Source organism: Streptomyces araujoniae, from assembly GCF_050871195.1.
In the GTDB taxonomy this organism is placed as follows: domain Bacteria; phylum Actinomycetota; class Actinomycetes; order Streptomycetales; family Streptomycetaceae; genus Streptomyces; species Streptomyces bacillaris.
In genome coordinates this window covers 5043733-5065011 of sequence record NZ_CP194070.1, presented here as the reverse complement: position 1 = coordinate 5065011, position 21279 = coordinate 5043733, and the positions used below count along the sequence as shown (strand labels likewise).

The following is a 21279-nucleotide window of genomic DNA, read 5'->3' as shown; positions in this document are numbered from 1 at the left end:
TCTTCTGTGGTCATGATCCGGAGCGTAGGGCCCGTACAGGCGGCGACTTTCCTCCGACCCGCTGCTTTGCTTAGCATCGGCCCACGGGGCTAACTCATGGTTGTCGCAAGGGGATCGAAACTGTGTCCGTCACTCGTCGCACACTCCTGACCGCCACCGCCTCGGGAACGCTGCTGGCCGCGCTCTGGTTCGTCCCGTCGGCCAACGCGACCGTCGAGGCCGGCGCCCGGCCGGCCGCCCAGGACGCCGCTCCGGCTGCCGAGGACACCACCGCGGGCCCGCAGCTCGCGGAGACCGGCCCGGGCGTCGACACCACCCCGTATCTGATCGGCGGTACGGCGCTGCTCGGCATCGGGGCGGGTTTCGTCGCCTACTCGGTCCGCCGCGGCGGTACGCGTCCGGTGGTCTGAACCCGTACGCGTCCACGTGACGCGGACACGGGAGGAGGGCTGCCGCACCCCCCGGTGCGGCAGCCCTCCGGCGTTCCGCGCACGGAACGGGCGTCACGCGGCCCTGCCCGGGCGGACGGCCCTCAGGCCAGCGGCCCCGTGACCGGCTCCACCGCCGCCACCAGGCGCCCTTCCCGTACGAACGTGTCCGCGGCGGCCAGGTCCGGCGCCAGGAAGCGGTCCGGGCCGGGACCCTCGGCGCCCGCGGCCCGCAGCGCGGCCACGGCGGCCTGCGAGGCCGGGGCGGGGACGAGCCCCTCGGCGGCGCGCAGTTCGACGGCACGGGTCGCCGCGTACAGCTCGACGGCGACGATCCGGGTCAGGTTGTCCACGGCGGTACGGAGCTTGCGCGCGGCCGACCAGCCCATGGAGACGTGGTCCTCCTGCATCGCGGAGGACGGGATGGAGTCGGCGGAGGCGGGGACCGCGAGCCGCTTCATCTCGCTGACCAGGGCGGCCTGGGTGTACTGGGCGATCATCAGACCGGAGTCGACCCCGGCGTCGTCCGCGAGGAACGGCGGCAGCCCGTGCGAGCGGTGCTTGTCGAGGAGCCGGTCGGTGCGGCGCTCGCAGATCGAGCCGAGGTCGGCGGCGACGATCGCGAGGAAGTCCAGGACGTACGCGACGGGCGCGCCGTGGAAGTTGCCGTTGGACTCCACCCGGCCGTCGGGCAGCACCACCGGGTTGTCCACGGACGAGGCCAGCTCGCGGCCGGCGACCACCGCCGCGTAGTCCAGCGTGTCGCGGCCGGCGCCGTTGACCTGGGGGGCGCAGCGGACGGAGTAGGCGTCCTGGACCCGGGGCGCGTCGTCCTGGTGATGGCCCGTCAGCCCGGAACCGGCCAGCACCCGGAGCATGTTGTCCGCGCTGGCGCCCTGACCGGGGTGCGGGCGGATGGCGTGCAGCTCGGGGGCGAGGACCTTCTCCGTGCCGAGCAGCGCCTCCAGGGAGAGCGCGGCGGTGATGTCGGCGGAGGTGTAGAGGGAACGGAGGTCGGCGAGGGCCATGACGAGCATGCCGAGCATCCCGTCGGTGCCGTTGAGGAGGGCCAGCCCCTCCTTCTCGCGCAGCTCCACCGGGGTGATGCCGTGCGCGGCGAGCAGTTCACCGGCCGGGCGGACCGTGCCGTCGGGGCCCTCCGCATCGCCCTCGCCCATCAGGGTGAGCGCGCAGTGCGAGAGGGGCGCGAGGTCTCCGGAGCAGCCGAGCGAGCCGTACTCGTGGACGACGGGCGTGATGCCCGCGTTGAGCACGTCCGCCATGGTCTGCGCGACCTCGGGGCGTACGCCGGTGTGGCCGGAGGCGACCGTCTTGAGCCGGAGGAACATCAGGGCGCGCACGACCTCGCGCTCCACACGGGGGCCCATGCCCGCCGCGTGCGAGCGGACGATGTTCCGCTGGAGCTGGGCCCGCAGCTCGGTGCTGATGTGGCGGCTGGCGAGGGCGCCGAAGCCGGTGGAGACGCCGTAGACGGGCTCGGGCTTCGCGGCGAGCGCGTCCACGATGAGGCGGGAGGCGGCCAGCGCGTCCACGGCGGCGGTGGAGAGCTCCACCCGGGCGCCGTGGCGGGCCACGGCGACGACGTCATCGGCGGTGGTTCCGGACGTCCCCACCACGACAGTGTGCATATCCATATTCAGCAGCGTACGGATTGAAACCCTGCATGTCACTAGTGGTGGGGCACAGGGCCCCTTACCGGCCCGCCCGGCCGCCCCTCTCGCGGTCGGCCCACGAGGAACGGACGACCGCCCGGTCCGGTCTGAGTACGTGAGCGGATTGCCCGCCCGGCGCTCCGCCGGAAGGCTGTACGCATGCGCCGACTCCTGCCGCTCACCCCCCTGTTGCTGGTCACCGTCGGCTGCGGACTGTTGTCGCAGTCGGCCGAGAGCGCGGCGGCGGACGCCGCACGGGAGGTGGCCAGGAAGGCCGGTGAGCGCCTCCACGGCCAGCGCCCGCGGACGGCGGAGGAGGTCGGACGCTCCGCCTCCGGGATCGACGGAGTGACGGTGATGCAGGTGAAAGGCGCCTCGACCCATGACAGGGACGGCATCGACCTGGTCGTCCGCACCTCCGGCTCGGCGTACGGGCAGCGGCGCGACCACGAGCCGGTCACCGTGGTGCGCTGTTTCTCTCTGCGGGTCTCCCCCAGGTCGGAGTGGGGCGAGGAGCCTCGGGCCACGACCTGCCCGGACAGCCCCCCGCTGACCTTCGCCCCACCACCCGAACCGCCCCGGCTGCCGTACGAGGAACTCCGCGCGAAACTCCCCCGGGTGCCGGAGGGAGGCCAGGTGGACGAGGCCGGGATACGCCGCACGCTCGCCACCCTGGACATGGATCGGGCGATACGTACCGAGGTGAAGGCGGACGGCGGCCGGGTCGGCATCCTCATGTCCCTGAAGGGCAACGGCTACGACCCGCAGGACTGCCTGGTCGCCCATGTGCGCCCCGGCACCACCGAGGTGTGGGTGCCGTCCCGGATCCAGCGGATGCCCGGAGAAGGCGGCTGCAGCATCGGCAACGCCCTGGAGCCGTCGGCGCCGCCGCACTGAGCCGGCACCGCACCGCAGGGCCCGCCCGGTACGCCCGGGACGCTCGGCGCCCCCAGGACACCCGGCACACCCGGCGCCCCCGGGACACCCGTGCTCACGGCCGGTTGCCGCGCAGTCTGCGGCGGTCGTGGGCCGACTTCGGCGGGGAGTCCGCGAGCCGGATGACCTCGCCGTCCCGCCCCGCCACCACCGGCCGCAGCGAGCGGGCGGCCTTGGCCCGGTACTGCGCCGCGTCCGCCAGCCGGAACAGCCGGCGGGCCGAGCGCACCGGCCCGATCGGGTCCCCGGTCGACGCGACCCCGCAGGCCACCCCGTCACCCAGCTCGATCACCGCCGCCCGGTCGCACAGCTCGGTGGCCACGCCCACCACCTCGTCCGCCGGGGGTCCGTCGGCGACCAGGCAGAACTCGTCCCCGCCGAGCCGGGCCGCCAGCGCGTCGGGGAGCATCGCGCCGCAGAGCGAGAGCACCGAGCCGAAACGTTCCAGCAGACGGTCGCCGACCGCGTGGCCGTGGGTGTCGTTCACCGCCTTGAGGCCGTTGAGATCGCAGACGACGAGACTGACGACGATCCCGGCCGTGCGGTGCGCCTCGATCGCCTCGTCGAGCCGGATGTCGACGGCCCGGCGGTTGGCGAGGCCGGTCAGCGGGTCGGTGAAGGCCAGTTTGCGGACCTCCTCCAGCCGTTCGGTCTGGGCGATCCCCGAGGCCACGACGGCGGCGAGCACGGTCGCGAAGTTGGCGTCGTCCCGGTCGAAGACCGGCTTCCCGGCCTGCCGCGCCACATACAGCTCGCCCCAGGCCCGCCCGTGCAGCACGATCGGGGCGACCACGCAGCAGCCCCGGCCGCGCCGGCGCAGCGCCGCCACCCGCTGGTGGCAGTACGGGCGCGCGCCGCGCGCCGGGCCGCCCGCGCCGGGCAGGCCGTCGGCGGTCTCCACCCAGGCGTCGGGTTCACCGCCGCCCGCCCAGCGCTCGTGCAGGAACTCGGTGATCTCCGGGAACTCGTGGACCGGGTAGGCCTCCTCCTCGGGGAACTCCTCCTCCCCCTCGGCCCGCTGCCCCGCGTTGACCAGGACCCGCAGCCTGCCCCGGTCCCGCTCCCACACGGAGAGGGCCGCGAAGCTGCCGCCCAGCGCCTCGCAGGCCCCCAGTGCGGCCGCCCGCCACGACTCGCGCGGCGTGTAGGCCGCGGCCATCGTCTGCGCCAGCGAAACCACGGCCCTCAGCCGGGCATCCTCTTCAGCCATTCACCCAGCTTATGTAGATTTGTTCCCTTTTGATCAGTTTGATGCGCAACTAATTTCCGGCGTCACCCGGCGGGCGGCCCGGGGCGCCCGGCAGCGGTCACTCACCCGGCCACCGCGGGCTCCGCTTCTCGTTGAAGGCGGCCACACCCTCCGCCCGGTCCCCGGAGAAGGCCACCGACCTCCAGGCCGCGTCCTCCACCTCCAGGCCCGCCCGCAGGTCCAGCCCGTGCCCCAGCCGGAGCGCCTTCTTGGCCGCCCGCAGCCCGACCGGCGAGTTGGCGGCCATCCGGGCCCCCAGCGCGAGGGCCTCCTCCCGGTCCCGCCCCGCCGCCACCAGCTCGTCCACGAGACCCAGCTCCCGCGCCTCGGCCGCCTCCACCCGCCGCGCGGTGAACACCAGCTCCGCGGCGCGGGCCGCGCCCACCCGGCGCGGCAGCAGCTGCGTACCGCCGCCGCCCGGAATGACGCCCACCGACACCTCGGGCAGCCCGACCACGGCGGTGGCGTCGGCCACGATCACGTCGCAGGCGAGGGCCAGCTCGAAGCCGCCCCCCAGGGCGAAGCCGTGCACGGCGGCGACCGTGGGCATCGGCAGCTCCAGGACCCCGGTGTAGGCGGCGCGGGCGGTGGGCCGCTGGCGCACCAGCTCGGCGTCGGTGAAGGAGTTCCGCTCCTTGAGGTCGGCCCCCACGCAGAAGGCCCGCTCATGGCTGGAGGTGAGGACGGTGACCCGTACGTCCCGGTCGGCGCCGAGCGCCTCGCAGGCGGCCGCGAGGGAGCGGGCCATGTCGGTGGAGACGGCGTTCATCGCCTTCGGCCGGTCGAGCACCAGCTCGGCCACGTGCTGACGGCTCTCGTGACGCCGTACGACGACGAACTCCCCGAACCGCTGCTCGGACGTGACGGTCATGGCTGCACCCCTGTCGGTCGACTGCCGGTTAACGAGCGTTACCCGCCAGGGATCCTAGACAGGCGCCACGGGAAACCGACAGGGGCGGCCGGAGCCGGACACGTGGAGAGACAGGCGGAGAAGGACATCGGCCACGGTGAACGGCGACGCGAAGCGGAGACGCGAAAGGGGAAGCCGAAGCGGGGGCGGGCCCATCAGGCCGCGCCGAGGGCGCGGCGGACGGGCTCAGGACCCCGTCTTCCCCCGCCGCGCCAGCAGCCACGGCTCCACCACGCCCAGCCCGCGCACCGGCCGCTGCCACATGGGCTGGAGACCGAAGCGGTACGTGGGCAGCGGCAGCTCCTCGACCACCTCGCGGCCCTCCTTCTCGGCCAGCCGGGCCCGCTCGGCGACGGCCGCGGCCTCCTCGGCGGCCTGGGCCTCCGACTCGGGGGCCTCCCCGTGGCGGACCAGTTCCTTGGCGAACGCCCCGTCGACCAGGACGGCGTCCTTCGGGGCTATGGAGGTGAGCCGGCTGGCCAGGTTCACCGTGGTGCCGAAGACATCGCCCATGCGCGTGGTGACCGTGCCGAAGGCGATCCCGACGCGGAGGGCCGGCATCGTCTCGTCCTGGGACATCGCCTCGATCAGCCGGAGCGCTATCTCGGCGGCCGTGCCCGCGTCGTCGGCGGCGAAGAGGACCTCGTCCCCGAGGGTCTTGATCAGCCGGCCGCCATGGGCCGCGACCAGGTCGGCGGCGGTGGTCTCGAAGGACTCGACCAGCTCGCCCAGCTCCTCCTCCTCCAGCCGCCGGGTCAGCCGGGTGAAGCCGACGAGGTCCGCGAAGCCGACGGCCAGGCGCCGGTCGACCATCTCGTCGTCGTCCGCCGCCTGCACGACCCGCCCGGTGGCGGCGGCCAGCTGGCGCCGCCACACGTAGACGAGGAATTCCTGCAGCTCCGGCAGCAACAGCTCGACCAGCGGATACGTGACTTCCGTACGGGTCATCCCCGGCTCGGGCGGCTCCGTGAGCCCTTCCAGGAACGAGTCGATCTGCCACTCCGCCAGCCGGGCGGTGGTCTGCCCGGTCGAACGGGCGACCTGGATCGCCATCGGCTCGCTCAGCAGCCCGGCCTCCACCAGACCGGCGAGCCGGCGCAGGGCCAGCACGTCCGCCTCGGTGAGCGCCTTGGCCTGGCCGATGTCGGCGAAGCCCATGGCCCGCCAGAAGCGCGAGGCCAGGTCCATGGAGACGCCGGCGGTGCGGGCGGCCTGGAAGGGGGTGTAGCGGCGGTCCGCCCCGAGGATCAGGGCTTCGAGGCGGATCGCGAGGGGGTCGTCCGTCGGCTCGGCCGTGTGGTCGACCTCGTGATGCGGGGTGGCATGGACCGAGGAGTCCGACGGGGGCTCCTCACCCGCGCCGGACGTGGTGTCGCCGACGGTCACCAGCCGCCTCCTGCCCGTTCCCTGCGCACTGCCTGCCGATCTGTCGTCGATCTGTGGTCGATCGCCTCGACAACGATCTGTCGCCGGATCGCCTCAACAATACGGCAGATGTGCCCTAGCTCACGTCCTAGGTTGCCCGATACGGGTGCGTCGCGCGTGACATCCACCGGATAAGCGCTATGCACCCCTTCTCCGGACCGCACGCACCGCCGGCCGGCCCGCGGACCCCGCGCGCCGGCGGCCCGACGGGGCCCTCACGTCAGGCCGCCCTCCGTGCCCCGCAGATGCACGATGTCGCCCGCCGAGACCGGCTTCTGGAGTCCGTCCTCGGTGGAGAGCACCAGCCGCCCGTCGCCGTCGATGGCGACCGCCTCCCCGACCAGGGAGCCCCCGCCCGGCAGCTCGGCCCGCACGGTCCGGTCGAGGGTCGCGCACCCGGCCGCGTACGCCGCCTGGAGTCCGCTCGCCGCCGCGTCGCCGTCCGCCGCCTTCCACTCCCCGTACCAGTGCTCCAGCGACCGCAGCACGGCCCGCAGCAGCGTCTCCCGGTCGGTGGAGACGGCCCCGGCGAGCGCCAGCGAACCGGCGGTGGGGGCGGGCAGTTCGTCCGCGCGCAGCGAGACGTTGATGCCGAGGCCCACGACGATGCCGTCCCCGGCGAACTCCCCGAGGATGCCGCCCGCCTTGCGTTCCACGCTCCCGACGTTCACCAGCAGGTCGTTGGGCCACTTGAGTGCCGTGTCGACGCCCGCCGCCCTGGCGAGGCCGGTCGCGGCGGCCACCCCGGCGAGCAGCGGCACCCATCCCCACCGCTCCACGGGAACGGCGTCGCCCGGCTCCAGGTAGACCGAGAAGAACAGCCCGGAGCGGGGCGGCGCGGTCCAGCTCCGCTCCAGCCGGCCGCGCCCGGCGCTCTGCTCCTCCGCGATCAGGACCGCGCCCTCGGCCAGGTCGCCGGAGCGGGCGCGCTCCGCGAGGTCGGAGTTGGTCGAGCCGGTGGTCTCCACGACCTCCAGCTCGCTCCAGAGACCGTCCGGCCGCAGCAGCCCGCGGCGCAGTGCGGTCACGTTCAGGGGCGGCCGGTCCAGGTCCGACCAGCGGTTGTGTGGCGCATCCGGTGGTGTCATGCAAGCCACCCTAGGTGTGGCAAAGGACGCACTGCCTTTCCGGAGAGGCGCCGATACCCTACGAGTCAGTAGCCGGAGAGTTACGCAGCAGAGTTGCGCGACCACAGGTTACGAGCCAGTAGCCACAGAGCCGGACAGGCGAACGGTCCGTCCCCCCGTGACCGCCACCGATCGCCGTCCCCGTGATCAGGCAGGGAGCCGCCCCCCGATGTCCGAGCCGCAGAGCGACATCCACACCACCGCGGGCAAGCTCGCGGACCTGAGGCGCCGCATTGACGAAGCGACGCACGCGGGTTCGGCCCGCGCGGTCGAGAAGCAGCACGCCAAGGGCAAGCTGACGGCCCGTGAGCGGGTCGAGCTGCTGCTCGACGAGGGCTCCTTCGTGGAGCTCGACGAGTTCGCCCGGCACCGCTCCACCAACTTCGGCATCGAGAAGAACCGCCCGTACGGCGACGGTGTCGTCACCGGGTACGGCACGGTCGACGGCCGCCCGGTCTGTGTGTACTCGCAGGACTTCACCATCTTCGGCGGGTCGCTGGGCGAGGTCTACGGCGAGAAGATCGTCAAGGTCATGGACTTCGCGCTCAAGACCGGCTGTCCGGTCATCGGCATCAACGACGGCGGCGGCGCGCGCATCCAGGAGGGGGTCGTCGCCCTCGGCCTCTTCGCGGAGATCTTCCGCCGCAACGTGCACGCCTCCGGGGTGATCCCGCAGATCTCGCTGATCGTCGGCCCGTGCGCGGGCGGTGCGGTCTACTCCCCCGCGATCACCGACTTCACGGTGATGGTCGACCAGACCTCGCACATGTTCATCACCGGACCCGACGTCATCAAGACGGTCACCGGTGAGGACGTCGGCTTCGAGGAGCTGGGCGGAGCCCGTACGCACAACACCACCTCCGGGGTGGCGCACCACATGGCGGGCGATGAGAAGGACGCCATCGAGTACGTCAAGTCCCTGCTCTCCTACCTCCCTTCGAACAACCTCTCCGAGGCCCCGGTCTTCCCGGAGGAGGCGGACCTCGCGGTCACCGACGAGGACCGGGAGCTGGACACGCTCATCCCGGACTCCGCGAACCAGCCGTACGACATGCACACCGCGATCGAGCATGTGCTGGACGACGCCGAGTTCCTGGAGACCCAGGCCCTGTTCGCACCGAACATCATCACCGGTTTCGGCCGGGTCGAGGGCCACCCGGTCGGGATCGTCGCCAACCAGCCGATGCAGTTCGCCGGCTGCCTGGACATCGACGCCAGCGAGAAGGCGGCCCGCTTCGTCCGCACCTGCGACGCGTTCAACGTCCCCGTCATCACCTTCGTGGACGTGCCGGGCTTCCTGCCGGGCGTGGACCAGGAGTACGGCGGCATCATCCGGCGCGGCGCCAAGCTGATCTACGCCTACGCGGAGGCGACGGTCCCGCTGATCACCGTGATCACCCGCAAGGCGTTCGGCGGGGCGTACGACGTCATGGGCTCCAAGCACCTGGGCGCCGACCTCAACCTCGCCTGGCCGACCGCGCAGGTCGCCGTCATGGGGGCGCAGGGCGCGGTGAACATCCTGCACCGGCGCGCCATCGCGGCCGCCGAGGACCCGGAAGCCACCCGCGCCGAGCTGATGGCGGACTACGAGGACACGCTGCTCAACCCGTACGTGGCGGCCGAGCGCGGCTACGTCGACGCGGTGGTCATGCCGTCGGAGACCCGGGCGCACATCGTGAAGGGGCTGCGTCAGCTCCGTACGAAGCGGGAATCCCTGCCTCCGAAGAAGCACGGCAACATCCCGCTGTAGCCGCCCGCCCTGCCACAGAGAGGTCCGCCCATGATCAGGGTCGTACGGGGCAACCCGACCCCGGAGGAGCTGGCCGCCGCCCTCGCGGTGGTCCAGGCCCGCGCCGCGGCGAGCGCCGCCGTCTCGTCCGGCGCGCCGAACCCGCCCGAGCAGTGGTCCGACCCGGGCCGCATCGCCCGCACCGGCCGCCCGCAGCCGGGCCCCCGGGCCTGGGCCCGGACGTACTGGCCGGCCTGAACCGGACCGGGGGCGCCGGGGTGCTTGAGTACCCGTACTCAGGCGTTCCGGCGCCCCGCGCAGCAGGATCGGAACCATGCTGTGGTCCGACCCCGAGAACAAGCCGCCGAAGGAACTGCGCGACGCCCAGGACATGATGCGCCGCGCGGGTTTCGTGCTGGCGCTGGCGATGCTGGTGGCGATGTTCGTGCTCGGCTCCCGCTGAGACCGGCGGGGCCCGCGGGACACGGGCCCGGGGCTGTGGGGTTTCAGGGCGCGAGCAGGGGTACGGCCCCGGGGCGGCGGGACCCGGCCATGAGCGCCGGAGGCTCCTTCTACGATGGCCGGTATGACTGATCAGCGCCGTCTCGTGCTCGCCTCCGCCTCCCCCGCCCGTCTCGGCCTGCTCCGCCAGGCGGGGTTCGCCCCCGAGGTGATCGTCAGCGGGGTCGACGAGGACGCCCTGAGCGCCCCGACCCCCGGTGAACTGGCCCTGGTCCTCGCCCGGGCCAAGGCGTCCGTGGTCGCCGAGCGCCCGGAGGCGGCCGGGGCCCTGGTCATCGGTTGCGACTCCGTCCTGGAGCTGGACGGCGAGGCGCTCGGCAAGCCGGCCGACGCCGAGGAGGCCACCGCCCGCTGGAAGGCGATGCGCGGCCGTTCCGGCGTCCTGCGGACGGGCCACAGCGTGATCGACACCGCCTCGGGCCGCACCGCCTCGGCGACGGCGTCCACCGTCGTACGGTTCGGGGAGCCGAGCGACGCCGAGGTCGCCGCGTACGTGGCGTCCGGCGAACCGCTGCACGTGGCCGGGGCGTTCACGCTGGACGGCCGCTCGGCGCCGTTCGTCGACTCCATCGAGGGCGACCACGGAAACGTGATCGGCCTCTCGCTGCCGCTGCTGCGCCGCCTGCTCGGCGAACTGGACATCTCCGTAACGGAGTTGTGGGCCTGAGGCCGTTCGCTCCACGGCTCCCCGGCGGCTCAGGCGGCTGCCGGGGCGGCCTTCCCGTCATCCGTACGGTCTTCGCCGCCGGGCCCGGGGCCGTACGTCAGAAGGGTGAAGACGAGCAGGGCCAGCACCACCATCATGAAGGCGAAGGCGCCCCACCCCACCAGCCCCACGACCACCGCGCCGAGCACCCCGTGCACCACCGCGCAGCCGATCAGCGCGATCCGCCCGAACCGCCCCGGCGCCCGGTCCCGGACCCCGGCCAGCAGCGGTATCAGTCCGCACCCGACGAGCAGCAGCGCGGAGACCCCGCCCATCACCCAGGTCCCGGCGGTCATGACCTCCGGGTCCATCCCCGCGAGCGACATGTTCTGGTTCTCGGTGACCGTGGCGAGGACGGCGTTGACGGCGAAGATGCCCACGGCCTCCCCGAACAGGACGAACGCGGTCACGATCGCCACCGCTCTGTTCAGCACGGCGCCTCCCCTGGTTGCCCGCCCCGCCACCGGCCCTGTTACCTGCGGTATGCGCGTGTCGCGGACCTTACTCACCGGTATCCGCTCGGACAAGGGGTCGGACCGGACCGCACGCCGGGCAAAGAATCCTCCGGGCGTTCGTAGAGACCCCACAAAGAAACGCCGTGAGGCGTTGACCTCACAGACAGAGACCTGCACCACACCTGGTGGTTACTGTGCGGTGGTAGAACCCGGCGTACCGTGGTGCCACAAGGGATTTCACTGCTGGGCCAAGCCTCGGATCACACTCCGTGTGGGCAAGCTCACCATTGGGGACGGGTCGTAGCGCCGTGTCGGTAGTCCCTAAACTCAGCTTGTTTCCAGGAGGGAGTCATCGTGCGCAAGGTGCTCATCGCCAACCGTGGCGAAATCGCTGTCCGCGTTGCTCGGGCGTGCCGGGATGCGGGGATCGCGAGCGTGGCGGTCTACGCCGATCCGGACCGGGACGCGTTGCATGTCCGGGCGGCCGACGAGGCGTTCGCGTTGGGCGGTGACACTCCGGCCGCCAGTTATCTGGACGTGGCCAAGGTGCTCCGGGCCGCTGCGGACTCGGGTGCGGACGCGGTGCATCCGGGGTACGGGTTCCTGTCGGAGAACGCGGAGTTCGCGCAGGCGGTGCTGGATGCGGGGCTGACGTGGATCGGGCCGCCGCCGCAGGCGATCCGGGATCTGGGGGACAAGGTCGCCGCCCGGCACATCGCGCAGCGTGCCGGTGCTCCGCTGGTGGCGGGGACGCCGGATCCGGTCGCGGGTTCGGCGGAGGTGGTGGCGTTCGCGCGGGAGCACGGGCTGCCGATCGCGATCAAGGCCGCGTTCGGTGGTGGCGGGCGCGGGCTGAAGGTGGCCCGGACGCTGGAGGAGATCCCGGAGCTGTACGACTCCGCGGTGCGTGAGGCGGTGGCGGCGTTCGGGCGGGGCGAGTGCTTCGTGGAGCGCTACCTGGACAAGCCCCGGCATGTGGAGACGCAGTGCCTGGCCGACACCCACGGCAACGTGGTCGTCGTCTCGACCCGTGACTGCTCGCTGCAGCGCCGTCACCAGAAGCTGGTGGAGGAGGCCCCCGCGCCCTTCCTCACCCAGGCGCAGAACGAGGAGCTGTACGCGGCGTCGAAGGCGATCCTGAAGGAGGCCGGCTACGTCGGTGCCGGCACGGTGGAGTTCCTCGTCGGCCTGGACGGCACGATCTCCTTCCTGGAGGTCAACACCCGCCTCCAGGTCGAGCACCCGGTCACCGAGGAGGTCACCGGGATCGATCTCGTGCGGGAGATGTTCCGTATCGCCGACGGTGAGGAACTCGGTTACGGGGACCCGGCCGTGCGGGGGCACTCCTTCGAGTTCCGTATCAACGGCGAGGACCCCGGCCGGGGCTTCCTCCCCGCCCCCGGCACCGTCACCACCTTCGCCCCGCCGACGGGTCCGGGTGTCCGGCTGGACGCGGGTGTCGAGTCCGGCAGCGTGATCGGCCCGGCCTGGGACTCGCTCCTCGCGAAGCTGATCGTGACGGGCGCCACCCGCGAGCAGGCCCTCCAGCGTGCCGCGCGTGCGCTGGCGGAGTTCCAGGTCGAGGGCATGGCCACCGCCATCCCCTTCCACCGGGCCGTCGTCACCGACCCCGCCTTCACCACGGACCCCTTCACCATCCACACCCGCTGGATCGAAACCGAGTTCGTCAACGAGATCAAGCCGTTCGCCGCGCCCGCGGGTGCGGACGAGGAGGACGAGGCCGGTCGGGAGACCGTCGTCGTCGAGGTCGGCGGCAAGCGCCTGGAGGTCTCGCTGCCCTCCTCGCTGGGCATGTCCCTGGCCCGTACGGGCCTCGCGGCCGGTGCGAAGCCGAAGCGCCGCGCGGCGAAGAAGGCCGGTTCCGCGGCCTCCGGCGACTCCCTCGCCTCCCCGATGCAGGGCACGATCGTCAAGATCGCGGTCGAGGAGGGCCAGGAGGTCAAGGAGGGCGACCTCGTCGTCGTCCTGGAGGCCATGAAGATGGAGCAGCCGCTGAACGCGCACCGCTCCGGCACGATCAAGGGGCTCACCGCCGAGGTGGGCGGTTCCGTCTCCTCCGGCGCCCTGATCTGCGAGATCAAGGACTGACGGCCGCAGCCCGTACGGAGTGCGGCGAGGGGCCCGGACCACGTCACCAGGACGCGGTCCGGGCCCCTCCGCGTGCGCCGGCGCCCCTCCCCGCGGACGTGTGGCGGCCCCCTCCGCGCGCAGTGGCATCCTGGACCCCACGAGAGGTGCTCGGACCGAGGGAGGGCGGGAGCCATGGCAGGGCCGATCTCGATGGAGACGGGCACGGCGCGGCCACCGGAGCGGCCGATGCGCGCGGACGCCCGCCGGAACCACGAACGGCTGGTCGGTGTGGCGCGTACGGCCTTCGCCGAGCACGGTACGGATGCCTCGCTGGAGGACATCGCCCGCCGGGCGGGCCTGGGCATCGGCACTCTCTACCGCCACTTCCCCAACCGCCACGCCCTGATGAACGCGGTCTTCCAGGACGCCCTGTGCTCCCTCCTGGACCACTCCCGCGAGCTGGCGGGCGCGGAGGCGCCGTGCCGGGCGCTGGTGGACTGGCTGGGGGCGATCGTCACGCATGCGGGTGAGTACCGCGGCCTGGCCCGCGCCCTCATGTCGGCCTCCCAGGACCGGACTTCGGCGCTCACGCAGTGCCATCTGCCCCTGCGGGAGGCGGGGGCGGGACTGTTGCGGCGGGCTCAGGAGAGCGGGTCGGTGCGGGCGGACGTCTCGATCGACGACCTGCTCCAGCTGACGAACGCCATCGCCCTGGCCGCCGAACAGTCGCCCGACGATCCGGAGTTGGCGGAGCGGTTGCTGCGGTTGACGCTGCGGGGGTTGAAGTAGGGGTGCGGTGGGCCGGGGCCACTGCCCGGGGCCTCTCTCCCCCCCGGCCCCTTCCCGAACCCGGGGCTCCGCCCCGGAAAGCGTCGAAGGCCGGCCCAACGCAGCCCCTCCGGCGTTCGAGGAGCGGGGGTTCGGGGGCAGCGCCCCCGGCCAGGGCCCGGGGCCTACCGCCGCCGCAGGTCCGCCACCCTGGCCCGCTCGCCCGTGGACGGCTGGTCGGACGAGAGCGCGGAAGCACTCCGCAACTGCGGCCCCAGGCCACCGTTGCGACCCGCCGTCGTCCGCCGCTGCCCCGGCAGGGGCATGTCGCGGCGGGGCCGACGGTCGCCGGACGGGCCGTCGGGCGTGTCCGCGTCGGGGCCCGCCACCGTGACCTCCACGCCCTGGTCCGCCAGTGCCTGGAGTTCGGCGGCGGCGCGCTCGTCGTGGACCGGGGGCTCGTCGGTGACGAGGCGGGTGATCAGCTCCGTGGGCACCGTCTGGAACATGGTGTCGGAGCCGAGCTTGGTGTGGTCGGCCAGGACCACCACCTCCGCGGCGGCCTGCACCAGGGCCCGGTCGACGCTGGACGAGAGCATGTTGGAGGTGGAGAGACCGCGCTCCGCCGTGAGGCCGCTCCCGGAGAGGAAGGCCCGGGAGACCCGCAGCCCCTGGAGGGACTGCTCGGCCCCGCTGCCCACCAGCGCGTAGTTGCTCCCGCGCAGGGTGCCGCCGGTCATGACGACCTCCACCCGGTTGGCATGGGCCAGCGCCTGGGCGACCAGCAGCGAGTTGGTGACCACGGTCAGCCCGGGGACCCGGGCGAGCCGGCGGGCCAGCTCCTGTGTGGTCGTACCGGCGCCGACCACGATGGCCTCGCCCTCACCGACCAGAGAGGCGGCCAGGTCGGCGATGGCCGTCTTCTCCGCGGTGGCGAGATGGGATTTCTGCGGAAAGCCGGACTCCCGCGTGAAACCGCCCGGCAAGACCGCACCGCCGTGCCGGCGGTCGAGGAGTCCTTCTGCCTCCAGTGCCCGCACGTCCCGCCGTACGGTCACTTCGGAGGTCTGGACGACGCGGGCGAGCTCACGGAGCGATACCGCCCCGTTGGCACGCACCATTTCGAGGATCAACTGACGACGTTCTGCAGCGAACACGAAACTGACAGTAACCTGGCCGTCGTTGGGTTTTCAGCACTTTGCGCCGAATAACGGAAGTTGTACATCCGGCGGCCACCGAAGTGGTATAGGGCCTTTCGTTGTTGTCCGGGTGTGATCACCGAACGGTCACCACCACCGCCCGGCCTGCCGGGGGTTGCCGGGGAATGTCGGGATTCCCCGGCAACCGGTGGGGATCGGCGGGGACTTCGGGAGCCCCCGCCGGGCCAGCGCAGAGGCCCGGGTGCGGTCGTGACCCGGCGTCAGCCCTCGTCCGTGAACTTGCGGGTGTGCAGCTGACGGGCCACTTCCGCGATCGATCCGGACAGCGACGGGTACACGGTGAACGCGTTTGCGATCTGTTCCACGGTCAGGTTGTTGTCGACCGCGAGCGAGATCGGATGGATCAGTTCGCTGGCGCGCGGGGCGACGACACAGCCGCCGACCACGATCCCCGTACCGGGGCGGCAGAAGATCTTGACGAAGCCGTCGCGGATGCCCTGCATCTTGGCGCGCGGGTTGCGCAGCAGCGGCAGCTTGACCACCCGGGCGTCGATCCTGCCCGCGTCCACGTCGGCCTGGCTGTAGCCGACGGTGGCGATCTCCGGGTCGGTGAAGACGTTGGCGGAGACCGTCTTGAGGTTGAGCGGGGTCACCGCGTCACCGAGGAAGTGGTACATCGCGATCCGGCCCTGCATCGCGGCGACCGAGGCCAGTGCGAAGATCCCGGTGACGTCACCGGCCGCGTAGACGCCGGGGGCGCTGGTGCGCGAGACCCGGTCGGTCAGGATGTGGCCGGAGTCCTTCAGCCGTACGCCGGCCTCCTCGAGCCCCATCCCCGCGGTGTTGGGGATCGCGCCGACCGCCATCAGGCAGTGCGAGCCGGTGATGACCCGGCCGTCGGCGAGGGTCACCTCGACCCGGTCGCCGACGCGCTTGGCCGACTGGGCGCGGGAGCGGGCCATCACGTTCATGCCGCGGCGCCGGAAGACGTCCTCCAGCACGGCGGCGGCGTCCGGGTCCTCGCCCGGCAGCACCCGGTCGCGGGAGGAGACGAGGGTGACGCGGGAGCCGAGCGCCTGGTAGGCCCCGGCGAACTCGGCGCCGGTGACACCGGAGCCGACCACGATCAGCTCCTCGGGCAGCTCGTCGAGGTCGTAGACCTGGGTCCAGTTGAGGATGCGCTCGCCGTCCGGCTGGGCGTCCGGGATCTCGCGCGGGTGGCCGCCGGTCGCTATCAGGACCGCGTCGGCGGTGAGCCGCTCCTCGGTGCCGTCGGCGGCGGTGACGACGACCTCGCGGGAGCCGTCGGCCGCCTGGAGCCCGTCGAGCCGGCCCCGGCCGCGCATCACCCGGGCACCGGCCCGGGTGACGGAGGCGGTGATGTCGTGGGACTGGGCGAGCGCCAGGCGCTTGACCCGTCGGTTGACCTTGCCCAGGTCGACCCCGACCACCCTCGCCGCCTGTTCCACGTGCGGGGTGTCGTCGGCGACGATGATCCCCAGCTCCTCGTAGGAGGAGTCGAAGGTGGTCATCACCTCGGCCGTGGCGATCAGGGTCTTCGAGGGCACGCAGTCGGTGAGTACCGAGGCTCCGCCGAGGCCGTCGCAGTCGACGACGGTCACCTCCGCGCCGAGCTGGGCGCCCACCAGAGCCGCCTCGTAGCCGCCGGGGCCGCCGCCGATGATCACGATCCGGGTCACGAAAAGTCCGCCTCGCGTGGGTGTCAACCCCACGGCCGCCTGCCGCCCCGGCCGGGGGTCCGGGGGATCGCCCCGGAGGAATGCAGTACGTACTTCATTGTCCCGCACGCGCCAAACAGATTCGCCCCGGGGCCCTCCATACGGGAGCCGGCGCCCCGCCCGTACGGAAACGGCCCCGCCCGCACACCCCTGCGAGCCCCGCCGGCCCCTCCCCCGACCGGGGGCTTCCTCACAGGAACCGGCACTCCCGCGCCCCCCTCCCGTACCCTCGGTCCCATGTCGCTCTACGCCGCGTACGCCGGCAACCTCGACGCGCGGCTCATGACCCGCCGCGCCCCGCATTCCCCGATGCGCAGCACCGGCTGGCTCAACGGCTGGCGGCTGACCTTCGGCGGGGAGCAGATGGGCTGGGAGGGGGCGCTGGCCACGGTCGTGGAGGCGCCGCGCTCCCAGGTCTTCGTCGCGCTGTACGACCTGGCGCCGATGGACGAGGACTCCATGGACCGCTGGGAGGGTGTCGGGCTGGACATCTACCGGCGCATGCGCGTCCGCGTGCACACCCTGGACGGCGAGGAGCCGGCCTGGATGTACGTGCTGAACGGGTACGAGGGCGGCCTGCCCTCCGCCCGCTACCTGGGCGAGATCGCGGACGCGGCCGAGTCGGCGGGCGCCCCTCACGACTATGTGATGAATCTGCGCAAGCGCCCCTGCTGAGCGGGGCCGCCGGTTCCCGCGACGGAGCCCGGACAGCGCCTGAGCCGTCTCCGCACAGGGCCTGACCTGGGCTCGGACACGACTCGGCCGCCAGCCTTCGTGCGAAGCCACAAAGACATCCGACGAGTCTTTGCACCAGGACATCTACGCGCGTAGGCAATCAGCGGTTACGCTCTTCCGCGTGAACGCATCAGTTATTCCGGACAACATCCAGGGCGACCCGTACGCAGCCGCTGCCGGGGCCGCCGCCCGCCTGCGCGAGCTGACCGGCGCCGAGACCCATGACGTCGCCCTGGTCATGGGCTCCGGCTGGGCGCCCGCGGGCGAAGCGCTCGGCGAGCCGGAGGCCGAGTTCCCCGTCACCGCGCTGCCCGGCTTCCCGGCCCCCGCGGTCCAGGGCCACGGCGGCACGATCCGCTCGTACAAGATCGGCGGCAAGCGCGCGCTGGTCTTCCTCGGCCGTACGCACTACTACGAGGGCCGCGGCGTCGCCGCCGTCGCCCACGGAGTCCGTACGGCGGTGGCCGCGGGCTGCCGGACCGTCGTCCTGACCAACGGCTGCGGCGGCCTCCGCGAGGGCATGCGCCCCGGACAGCCGGTGCTGATCAGCGACCACATCAACCTCACGGCGACCTCGCCGATCGTCGGCGCCAACTTCGTCGACCTGACCGACCTGTACTCGCCGCGCCTGCGCGCGCTGTGCAAGGAGATCGACAACACCCTCGAAGAGGGTGTGTACGTCCAGTTCCCCGGCCCGCACTACGAGACCCCGGCCGAGATCAACATGGTCCGGGTCATGGGCGGCGACCTGGTCGGCATGTCCACGGTCCTGGAGGCCATCGCGGCCCGCGAGGCGGGCGCCGAGGTGCTGGGCCTCTCCCTGGTCACCAACCTGGCGGCGGGCCTCTCCGGCGAGCCCCTGAACCACGAAGAGGTCCTCCAGGCGGGCCGCGACTCGGCCACGCGGATGGGCGCCCTGCTGGCCCAGGTGCTGGAGCGCATCTAGGCGTGCCCGACGCCTGAGGACCGGGCCGGGACGGGGTGGAGGGCCGGGCCCGCCCCACCGGCCCGCCCCGGCCACACCCGCCCCCCGCACCCACCCCCGTACGCCCCCACCCGCACACCCCCGAAAGGCGGCCCCCGTGCAGCACGACCTCATCGCGCAGGCCAGGACCTGGCTGGCCGAGGACCCCGACCCCGAGACCCGTGACGAGCTGGGCGCCCTCATCGAGGCGGGCGACACCGACGAGCTCGCCGCCCGTTTCGCGGGCACCCTCCAGTTCGGCACCGCCGGGCTGCGCGGCGAGCTGGGGGCCGGCCCCCTGCGGATGAACCGGTCCGTGGTGATCCGGGCGGCGGCGGGCCTCGCCGCGTACCTCAAGGCCCAGGGCCAGGACGGCGGCCTCGTCGTCATCGGCTACGACGCCCGCTACAAGTCGGAGGAGTTCGCCCGCGACACCGCGGCCGTGATGACCGGCGCCGGACTCCGCGCCGCCGTCCTCCCCCGCCCGCTCCCCACCCCCGTCCTCGCCTACGCCATAAGGCACCTGGGTGCCGTGGCCGGGGTCGAGGTCACCGCCAGCCACAACCCGCCCCGCGACAACGGCTACAAGGTCTACCTCGGTGACGGCTCGCAGATCGTGCCCCCGGCCGACGGCGAGATCGCGGCCGCCATCGCCGCGGTCGGCCCGCTGGCGGACGTCGCCCGCCCCGAGGACGGCTGGGAGACCCTCGGCGAAGAGGTCCTGGCCGCCTATCTCGCCCGGACGGACGCCGTCCTGGCCGCCGGCAGCCCCCGTACGGCACGCACCGTCTACACGGCGATGCACGGCGTCGGCACCTCCGTGCTGACGGCCGCGTTCGAGCGGGCCGGGTTCCCGGAGCCGGTCCTCGTCGCCGAGCAGGCCGAGCCCGACCCCGCGTTCCCCACCGTCGCCTTCCCCAACCCGGAAGAGCCCGGCGCCATGGATCTCGCCTTCGCCACCGCGCGCCGGGCGGCCCCGGACCTGATCATCGCCAACGACCCGGACGCCGACCGCTGTGCCGTCGCCGTGCCCGACCCCTCCGTCGAGGGCGGCTGGCGGATGCTGCGCGGTGACGAGGTGGGCGCGCTGCTCGCCGCGCACCTGGTGGAGCGGGGCGTGAACGGCGTCTTCGCGGAGTCGATCGTGTCGTCGTCGCTGCTCGGCCGGATCGCGGAGAAGGCGGGCCTCGGCTACGAGGAGACGCTGACGGGCTTCAAGTGGATCGCCCGCGTGGACGGCCTGCGGTACGGCTACGAGGAGGCGCTCGGCTACTGCGTCGACCCCGAGGGCGTCCGCGACAAGGACGGCATCACCGCCGCGCTGCTCGTCGCCGAGCTGGCCTCCGTGCTCAAGGAGCAGGGCCGTACGCTGCCGGACCTGCTGGACGACCTGGCGCTGGCCCACGGGCTGCACGCCACCGACCAGCTGTCGGTGCGGGTGGAGGACCTGACGGTCATCGCGGACGCCATGGCCCGGCTCCGCGAGCAGCCGCCCACCGCCCTCGCGGGGCTCGCGGTCACCTCGGCCGAGGACCTGTCGCGGGGCACGGCCGCGCTGCCGCCCACGGACGGGCTGCGCTACCGGCTGGAGGGCGCCCGGGTGATCGTCCGCCCGAGCGGCACCGAGCCGAAGCTGAAGTGCTACCTGGAGGTCGTGGTCCCGGTCGCGGACACCGCCGCGCTGCCCGCCGCCCGGGCCCGGGGCGCGGAGCTGCTCGCCGGGATCAAGCGGGACCTGGCGGCGGCCGCGGGGATCTGAGCCGTACGGCCGTCCGCCACGGAACACGCCCCGCGCATACGGGACACGGAAAGGACCGGCACCCGGCACGAGCCGGTGCCGGTCCTTTCCGCAGCGCGGCCCGCAGGTGTCGCACGTGCCGGACATGCGGGACTCCCGGCCCCGCGTCGGGCGCGCGGGCGTAAGGACGTGCAGACGTGCGGGGGTGCAGACGTACGGACGGGCGTGCGGGCGCGCGGACGGGCGTGCGGGCCGCTCAGCCCATCGCCCACAGCACCACGAACAGCACGACCCCCGCCGCCGCCGGCGCGATCACCTCGTACGCCCAGCGCACCGAGCCTGTCGTGGCACCGGCGTCGCCCTTCGGGTCGCCCGCCCGCTCGGCCAGGTCCCGCAGCTCCATGATCGTCTGGTCGGCCGCCGCGACCGGCGGGGCCGTGTGCCGGTGGGCGTCGGCGTCCGCGCCCGCGCCGGGCGAGAAGCGGCCGTAGGCGTCCTTGTGCGGCGTACGGGCCGCCGCGCGCGAGGCGCGCTTGCGGTCGCGCAGGGAGACGGGGATGGCCCAGAGCTGGTACTTGGTGCCGCCCGCGGCGATCAGTTCGGAGGAGTATCCGGCCCGGACGTCGGCCACCTCGGTCCAGGGCAGCTGGATCGTCCGGAACGGGTTGCGGATGCGGATCCGCTCGGTGTTCACCGAGACGACGGGCCGCAGGGTGAACGCCACGATCAGCGGTACGGCGGTGAGCAGGGCGGCCAGGGCCAGCCACGGCGCCTGCCCCTCACCCCGGATCAGGGCGTCCCCGGCCATCACCCCGACCAGGGCGAGGAGCAGCACCCCGCAGACCAGCGCGGAGGTCGAGCGGTGGGTCCGGTCGGCGTACTGCGGCTCAGCGGGGGGCGTGGGGCTCGTCATGGGGCCGATTC

Annotated in this window: 20 protein-coding genes; 11 read left to right on the top strand and 9 right to left on the bottom strand. The window is 73.1% G+C overall.

Annotated features, from left to right (window positions below; translation table 11 throughout):
* The first annotated feature begins 122 nt into the window (after nt 1-122).
* A complete protein-coding gene (locus tag ACQ9ZG_RS21920; protein ID WP_084992637.1) occupies nt 123-410 on the top strand; it encodes a hypothetical protein in 288 nt (95 codons plus the stop codon).
* A gap of 122 nt (nt 411-532) precedes the next feature.
* On the opposite strand, the gene hutH is transcribed toward ACQ9ZG_RS21920, so the two are convergent.
* The gene (hutH, locus tag ACQ9ZG_RS21915; RefSeq protein WP_499281129.1) at nt 533-2083 is read right to left on the bottom strand and encodes a histidine ammonia-lyase; all 1551 of its coding nucleotides are present in this window, start codon (nt 2081-2083) and stop codon (nt 533-535) included.
* 177 nt (nt 2084-2260) lie between these two features.
* On the opposite strand from hutH, the gene ACQ9ZG_RS21910 reads away from it, so the two are divergent.
* Nucleotides 2261-2998: a translation initiation factor IF-2 gene (locus tag ACQ9ZG_RS21910; protein ID WP_109917583.1), complete on the top strand. Its 738-nt coding sequence runs from the start codon at nt 2261-2263 to the stop codon at nt 2996-2998.
* A gap of 94 nt (nt 2999-3092) precedes the next feature.
* On the opposite strand, the gene ACQ9ZG_RS21905 is transcribed toward ACQ9ZG_RS21910, so the two are convergent.
* The 4 genes from ACQ9ZG_RS21905 to ACQ9ZG_RS21890 form a co-directional block, all read right to left on the bottom strand.
* On the bottom strand, nt 3093-4247 hold the full coding sequence (locus ACQ9ZG_RS21905; protein WP_026237891.1) for a GGDEF domain-containing protein: 1155 nt from the start codon (nt 4245-4247) through the stop codon (nt 3093-3095).
* Between the two features lie 97 nt (nt 4248-4344).
* Nucleotides 4345-5157, bottom strand: coding sequence for an enoyl-CoA hydratase/isomerase family protein (locus ACQ9ZG_RS21900; RefSeq protein ID WP_415739139.1), 813 nt, complete (start codon nt 5155-5157; stop codon nt 4345-4347).
* Between the two features lie 225 nt (nt 5158-5382).
* Nucleotides 5383-6582 (bottom strand): adenylate/guanylate cyclase domain-containing protein, encoded by a 1200-nt coding sequence (locus ACQ9ZG_RS21895; RefSeq protein ID WP_018490054.1) that lies wholly within the window; start codon nt 6580-6582, stop codon nt 5383-5385.
* 254 nt (nt 6583-6836) lie between these two features.
* A complete protein-coding gene (locus tag ACQ9ZG_RS21890; RefSeq protein ID WP_109916400.1) occupies nt 6837-7709 on the bottom strand; it encodes a biotin--[acetyl-CoA-carboxylase] ligase in 873 nt (290 codons plus the stop codon).
* 208 nt (nt 7710-7917) lie between these two features.
* Here ACQ9ZG_RS21890 and ACQ9ZG_RS21885 point away from each other — a divergent pair, with 208 nt between their 5' ends.
* The 4 genes from ACQ9ZG_RS21885 (at nt 7918) to ACQ9ZG_RS21870 (ending at nt 10666) form a co-directional block, all read left to right on the top strand.
* Nucleotides 7918-9498, top strand: a complete 1581-nt coding sequence (locus ACQ9ZG_RS21885; protein WP_028419581.1) for an acyl-CoA carboxylase subunit beta — start codon at nt 7918-7920, stop codon at nt 9496-9498.
* A 30-nt stretch (nt 9499-9528) separates the two neighbouring features.
* Nucleotides 9529-9735 (top strand): acyl-CoA carboxylase epsilon subunit, encoded by a 207-nt coding sequence (locus ACQ9ZG_RS21880; RefSeq protein ID WP_018490051.1) that lies wholly within the window; start codon nt 9529-9531, stop codon nt 9733-9735.
* Nucleotides 9736-9811: 76 nt separating this feature from the next.
* The gene (gene mmpB / locus ACQ9ZG_RS21875; protein ID WP_018490050.1) at nt 9812-9940 is read left to right on the top strand and encodes a morphogenic membrane protein MmpB; all 129 of its coding nucleotides are present in this window, start codon (nt 9812-9814) and stop codon (nt 9938-9940) included.
* 114 nt (nt 9941-10054) lie between these two features.
* Nucleotides 10055-10666 carry a Maf family protein gene (locus tag ACQ9ZG_RS21870; protein WP_109914165.1) on the top strand — a complete coding sequence of 204 codons (612 nt, stop codon included), beginning with the start codon at nt 10055-10057 and terminating at the stop codon, nt 10664-10666.
* A 29-nt stretch (nt 10667-10695) separates the two neighbouring features.
* On the opposite strand, the gene ACQ9ZG_RS21865 is transcribed toward ACQ9ZG_RS21870, so the two are convergent.
* Complete coding sequence (locus ACQ9ZG_RS21865; RefSeq protein WP_181398046.1) at nt 10696-11139, bottom strand: hypothetical protein; 444 nt, start codon at nt 11137-11139, stop codon at nt 10696-10698.
* A 375-nt stretch (nt 11140-11514) separates the two neighbouring features.
* On the opposite strand from ACQ9ZG_RS21865, the gene ACQ9ZG_RS21860 reads away from it, so the two are divergent.
* Nucleotides 11515-13269: an acetyl/propionyl/methylcrotonyl-CoA carboxylase subunit alpha gene (locus ACQ9ZG_RS21860; RefSeq protein WP_499281126.1), complete on the top strand. Its 1755-nt coding sequence runs from the start codon at nt 11515-11517 to the stop codon at nt 13267-13269.
* Between the two features lie 228 nt (nt 13270-13497).
* The gene (locus tag ACQ9ZG_RS21855; RefSeq protein ID WP_441350820.1) at nt 13498-14040 is read left to right on the top strand and encodes a TetR/AcrR family transcriptional regulator; all 543 of its coding nucleotides are present in this window, start codon (nt 13498-13500) and stop codon (nt 14038-14040) included.
* A gap of 164 nt (nt 14041-14204) precedes the next feature.
* Here ACQ9ZG_RS21855 and ACQ9ZG_RS21850 read toward each other — a convergent pair whose 3' ends face one another.
* Both ACQ9ZG_RS21850 and ACQ9ZG_RS21845 read right to left on the bottom strand, forming a co-directional pair.
* On the bottom strand, nt 14205-15176 hold the full coding sequence (locus ACQ9ZG_RS21850) for a DeoR/GlpR family DNA-binding transcription regulator (protein WP_078507770.1): 972 nt from the start codon (nt 15174-15176) through the stop codon (nt 14205-14207).
* Between the two features lie 263 nt (nt 15177-15439).
* Nucleotides 15440-16879, bottom strand: a complete 1440-nt coding sequence (locus ACQ9ZG_RS21845; protein WP_018490992.1) for an NAD(P)H-quinone dehydrogenase — start codon at nt 16877-16879, stop codon at nt 15440-15442.
* A gap of 276 nt (nt 16880-17155) precedes the next feature.
* Here ACQ9ZG_RS21845 and ACQ9ZG_RS21840 point away from each other — a divergent pair, with 276 nt between their 5' ends.
* The 3 genes from ACQ9ZG_RS21840 to ACQ9ZG_RS21830 all read left to right on the top strand — a co-directional run bounded on the left by ACQ9ZG_RS21840 (nt 17156) and on the right by ACQ9ZG_RS21830 (nt 20376).
* Nucleotides 17156-17593, top strand: a complete 438-nt coding sequence (locus tag ACQ9ZG_RS21840) for a gamma-glutamylcyclotransferase family protein (protein WP_018490991.1) — start codon at nt 17156-17158, stop codon at nt 17591-17593.
* Nucleotides 17594-17774: 181 nt separating this feature from the next.
* Nucleotides 17775-18599: a purine-nucleoside phosphorylase gene (locus ACQ9ZG_RS21835; protein WP_028416547.1), complete on the top strand. Its 825-nt coding sequence runs from the start codon at nt 17775-17777 to the stop codon at nt 18597-18599.
* A 136-nt stretch (nt 18600-18735) separates the two neighbouring features.
* Nucleotides 18736-20376: a phospho-sugar mutase gene (locus ACQ9ZG_RS21830; protein ID WP_109915674.1), complete on the top strand. Its 1641-nt coding sequence runs from the start codon at nt 18736-18738 to the stop codon at nt 20374-20376.
* 235 nt (nt 20377-20611) lie between these two features.
* On the opposite strand, the gene ACQ9ZG_RS21825 is transcribed toward ACQ9ZG_RS21830, so the two are convergent.
* Entirely contained in the window at nt 20612-21268 is a 657-nt protein-coding gene (locus ACQ9ZG_RS21825; protein ID WP_018490988.1) for a PH domain-containing protein, read from the bottom strand.
* Nucleotides 21269-21279 lie beyond the last annotated feature (11 nt).